The 5,455-nt window shown below is 56.1% G+C and carries 3 rRNA genes; all 3 read right to left on the bottom strand.

Annotation, left to right across the window (positions count from 1 at the left end):
- Positions 1-13: 13 nt before the first annotated feature.
- The 3 genes from rrf to FLM69_RS11000 all read right to left on the bottom strand — a co-directional run bounded on the left by rrf (position 14) and on the right by FLM69_RS11000 (position 5,376).
- A 5S ribosomal RNA gene (rrf, locus tag FLM69_RS11010) occupies positions 14-130 on the bottom strand.
- Between the two features lie 192 nt (positions 131-322).
- A 23S ribosomal RNA gene (locus FLM69_RS11005) occupies positions 323-3,414 on the bottom strand.
- A 439-nt stretch (positions 3,415-3,853) separates the two neighbouring features.
- Positions 3,854-5,376, bottom strand: a 16S ribosomal RNA gene (locus FLM69_RS11000).
- Together the 16S, 23S and 5S rRNA genes form the textbook arrangement of a ribosomal RNA operon.
- Positions 5,377-5,455: the final 79 nt, after the last annotated feature.

The following is a 5,455-nucleotide window of genomic DNA, read 5'->3' as shown; positions in this document are numbered from 1 at the left end:
TCCCTCAAAGAATGTCCGGCGGCGACCTACTCTCCCACAACCTCCCGGCTGCAGTACCATCGGCGCTGTGGGCCTTAGCTTCCGGGTTCGGAATGGAACCGGGCGTTTCCCCCACGCTATGACCGCCGTAACCCTAACCCCACACCACCACCCTCAACACGGGCAACAGCAGGGAAACCTACGGGTCACACAACAGTGACACTATTCAACTCAAAACACCCCAACCATCCACCAACACATGGACAGCCGGTTGCAATCAGACAACCGCACAGTGGACGCGAACACCAACCCATCACCTTGAAGCAAGCAATAGGATAAGAGTGTGTGTAAGTCATCGGCCTATTAGTACTGGTCAGCTTCACGAGTCTTCAGTCCTCGCTTCCACATCCAGCCTATCAACCCAGTGTTCTAGCTGGGGGCCTCACACCCTCAAAGGGGCAAGGAAATCTCATCTCGAAGCCGGCTTCCCGCTTAGATGCTTTCAGCGGTTATCCATCCCGAACGTAGCTAATCAGCCATGCACCTGGCGGTACAACTGACATACCAGAGGTTCGTCCGTCCCGGTCCTCTCGTACTAAGGACAGACCTTCTCAAATTTCCAACGCGCGCAGAGGATAGGGACCGAACTGTCTCACGACGTTCTGAACCCAGCTCGCGTACCGCTTTAATGGGCGAACAGCCCAACCCTTGGGACCTACTCCAGCCCCAGGATGCGACGAGCCGACATCGAGGTGCCAAACCATGCCGTCGATATGGACTCTTGGGCAAGATCAGCCTGTTATCCCCGAGGTACCTTTTATCCGTTGAGCGACGGCCGTTCCACAACGAGCCGCCGGATCACTAGTCCCGACTTTCGTCCCTGCTCGAGCTGCCACTCTCACAGTCAAGCTCCCTTGTGCACTTGCACTCGACACCTGATTGCCAACCAGGCTGAGGGAACCTTTGGGCGCCTCCGTTACATTTTAGGAGGCAACCGCCCCAGTTAAACTACCCATCAGGCACTGTCCCTGACCCGGATCACGGGCCGAAGTTAGATATCCAGAGTGACCAGAGTGGTATTTCAACGGCGACTCCACGAACACTGGCGTGCCCGCTTCACAGTCTCCCACCTATCCTACACAAGTCACACCGAATACCAATACCAAACTATAGTAAAGGTCACGGGGTCTTTCCGTCCTTCTGCGCGTAACGAGCATCTTTACTCGTAATGCAATTTCGCCGAGTTCATGGTTGAGACAGCGGGGAAGTCGTTACTCCATTCGTGCAGGTCGGAACTTACCCGACAAGGAATTTCGCTACCTTAGGATGGTTATAGTTACCACCGCCGTTTACTGGGGCTTAAGTTCTCCGCTTCGCCGAAGCTAACAGGTCCCCTTAACCTTCCAGCACCGGGCAGGAGTCAGTCCATATACATCGTCTTACGACTTCGCATGGACCTGTGTTTTTGATAAACAGTCGCTTCCCCCTGGTCTCTGCGGCCCCGATCCCCTCACACCAGCACGTGGTGCTCAAGGTTGGGGCCCCCCTTCTCCCGAAGTTACGGGGGCATTTTGCCGAGTTCCTTAACCATGATTCTCTCGATCGCCTTAGTATTCTCTACCTGACCACCTGTGTCGGTTTAGGGTACGGGCAGTTTGAACCTCGCGCCGATGCTTTTCTAGGCAGCATAGGATCACCGGATCACCCACCACGTGGGCGCCCATCAGGTCTCAGGCATACAGCCGGCGGATTTACCTACCGGCAGCCCTACACCCTTAGACCAGGTCATTTCCATTGCCCGGCCCGGCTACCTTCCTGCGTCACACCCGTTAATGCGCTTGCCTCCCCGGTTCAGGTCCCGCGCTCCCCACCACCGTCCCCGTCAAAGACGAGGATCGGGATGGTTCGGGCGGTTAGTATCACCGGCTCAGCATGGGCGGTTCTTCACTGGTACGGGAATATCAACCCGTTGTCCATCGACTACGCCTGTCGGCCTCGCCTTAGGTCCCGACTTACCCAGGGCAGATTAGCTTGACCCTGGAACCCTTAGTCATCCGGCGGACGGGTTTCTCACCCGTCTTTCGCTACTCATGCCTGCATTCTCACTCGTCCACAATCCACCAGAAGTTACCCGCTGGCTTCACCTCGTGAACGACGCTCCCCTACCCATCCAGCAAAACTGAATGCCACGGTTTCGGCGGTGTACTTGAGCCCCGCTACATTGTCGGCGCGGAATCACTTGACCAGTGAGCTATTACGCACTCTTTCAAGGGTGGCTGCTTCTAAGCCAACCTCCTGGTTGTCTCAGCAACTCCACATCCTTTCCCACTTAGCACACGCTTAGGGGCCTTAACCGGTGGTCTGGGCTGTTTCCCTCTCGACTATGAAGCTTATCCCCCACAGTCTCACTGCCACGCTCTCACTTCCCGGCATTCGGAGTTTGGCTGAAGTCAGTAACCTTGTAGGGCCCATCGTCCATCCAGTAGCTCTACCTCCGGGAAGAAACACGTGACGCTGCACCTAAATGCATTTCGGGGAGAACCAGCTATCACGGAGTTTGATTGGCCTTTCACCCCTACCCACAGCTCATCCCCTCCATTTTCAACTGAAGTGGGTTCGGTCCTCCACGCGCTCTTACACGCGCTTCAACCTGGCCATGGGTAGATCACTCCGCTTCGGGTCTAGGACACGCGACTCAATCGCCCTATTCAGACTCGCTTTCGCTACGGCTTCCCCACACGGGTTAACCTCGCCACGTATCACTAACTCGCAGGCTCATTCTTCAAAAGGCACGCTGTCACCCCACAAGGAGGCTCCAACGGTTTGTAGGCACATGGTTTCAGGTACTATTTCACTCCCCTCCCGGGGTACTTTTCACCATTCCCTCACGGTACTGATCCGCTATCGGTCAACAGGTAGTATTCAGGCTTACCAGGTGGTCCTGGCAGATTCACACGGGATTCCTCGGGCCCCGTGCTACTCGGGCAACCCCCCAACAGCGGCGGAACACATTTCGACTACGGGACTCTCACCCTCTACGGTCCAGCATCCACACTGGTTCGTCTATATGCCCGCACCTCACTGCGCCATGCCGGCAGACATGACAAGGAGGGGCCCACAACACCGCACATGCAACCCCTGCCGGGTATCACACACATACGGTTTAGCCCCATCCGCGTTCGCTCGCCACTACTAACGGAATCACTTTTGTTTTCTCTTCCTGTGGGTACTGAGATGTTTCACTTCCCCACGTTCCCTCCACCCGGTCTATGTGTTCAACCGGGGGTCACACGACACGTCGTGCGGGGTTTCCCCATTCGGAAATCCTGGTCTCAACGTCCGGTTATCGACTCCACCAGGCTTATCGCAGATTCCCACGTCCTTCTTCGGCTCCTGTTGCCAAGGCATCCACCATGCGCCCTTGGAAACTTTCACACACAATGAAAGTCCTCAAATGAGCAATATCTAACTAAGATGTCATTCTCGGCATCACCACACCTCACACACCACCCCAGGGGGGACAGTGCGATCAACGATGCAGCAACAAAAAAAATAAGATGCTCGCGTCCACTATGCAGTTCTCAAACAACAACCCACACCCCATCCACCAACCCACAAGGCCAGCTTCACAAGGCACGGAGACCAGAAACAACAACCCCAACCCTCACAGATCAGGGCACCTGCTGTTCCAGGACCCAACAGTGTGCCAACACCAGCTCGCAGCCACCAACACCACCCATTCCAACCACACCCGCAAAGGCATGACGTACTCGAGCACTGCCGGCACCACCACTGGCACCATTCATTGATGTTCCACCCATGAGCAACCCGCCATCACACACGCGGTGATGCAACGGGCACTAATGCTCCTTAGAAAGGAGGTGATCCAGCCGCACCTTCCGGTACGGCTACCTTGTTACGACTTAGTCCCAATCGCTGGTCCCACCTTCGACGGCTCCCCCCACAAGGGTTAGGCCACCGGCTTCGGGTGTTACCAACTTTCGTGACTTGACGGGCGGTGTGTACAAGGCCCGGGAACGTATTCACCGCAGCGTTGCTGATCTGCGATTACTAGCGACTCCGACTTCATGGGGTCGAGTTGCAGACCCCAATCCGAACTGAGACCGGCTTTTTGGGATTAGCTCCACCTCACAGTATCGCAACCCATTGTACCGGCCATTGTAGCATGCGTGAAGCCCAAGACATAAGGGGCATGATGATTTGACGTCGTCCTCACCTTCCTCCGAGTTGACCCCGGCAGTCTCCCATGAGTCCCCACCACGACGTGCTGGCAACATGGAACGAGGGTTGCGCTCGTTGCGGGACTTAACCCAACATCTCACGACACGAGCTGACGACAACCATGCACCACCTGTGAACCCGCCCCAAAGGGGAAACCGTATCTCTACGGCGATCGAGAACATGTCAAGCCTTGGTAAGGTTCTTCGCGTTGCATCGAATTAATCCGCATGCTCCGCCGCTTGTGCGGGCCCCCGTCAATTCCTTTGAGTTTTAGCCTTGCGGCCGTACTCCCCAGGCGGGGCACTTAATGCGTTAGCTGCGGCGCGGAAACCGTGGAATGGTCCCCACACCTAGTGCCCAACGTTTACGGCATGGACTACCAGGGTATCTAATCCTGTTCGCTCCCCATGCTTTCGCTCCTCAGCGTCAGTTACAGCCCAGAGACCTGCCTTCGCCATCGGTGTTCCTCCTGATATCTGCGCATTCCACCGCTACACCAGGAATTCCAGTCTCCCCTACTGCACTCTAGTCTGCCCGTACCCACCGCAGATCCGGGGTTAAGCCCCGGACTTTCACGACAGACGCGACAAACCGCCTACGAGCTCTTTACGCCCAATAATTCCGGATAACGCTCGCACCCTACGTATTACCGCGGCTGCTGGCACGTAGTTAGCCGGTGCTTCTTCTGCAGGTACCGTCACTTTCGCTTCTTCCCTACTGAAAGAGGTTTACAACCCGAAGGCCGTCATCCCTCACGCGGCGTCGCTGCATCAGGCTTGCGCCCATTGTGCAATATTCCCCACTGCTGCCTCCCGTAGGAGTCTGGGCCGTGTCTCAGTCCCAGTGTGGCCGGTCACCCTCTCAGGCCGGCTACCCGTCGTCGCCTTGGTGAGCCATTACCTCACCAACAAGCTGATAGGCCGCGAGTCCATCCAAAACCGATAAATCTTTCCAACACCCACCATGCGGTGGACGCTCCTATCCGGTATTAGACCCAGTTTCCCAGGCTTATCCCAGAGTTAAGGGCAGGTTACTCACGTGTTACTCACCCGTTCGCCACTAATCCACCCAGCAAGCTGGGCTTCATCGTTCGACTTGCATGTGTTAAGCACGCCGCCAGCGTTCATCCTGAGCCAGGATCAAACTCTCCGTAAAAAAATTACAGAACAACACCGTGGCAGCCGGAAATAACCACCACGACATCCATTCAATACCTGGCAGACCATCACCACAC

The sequence above is a fragment of the Micrococcus sp. R8502A1 genome, from assembly GCF_006704135.1.
Classification (GTDB): Bacteria; Actinomycetota; Actinomycetes; order Actinomycetales; family Micrococcaceae; genus Micrococcus; species Micrococcus luteus.
Note: the sequence above shows the minus strand (reverse complement) of the source record. Positions and strands in the feature narration are given on the sequence as shown.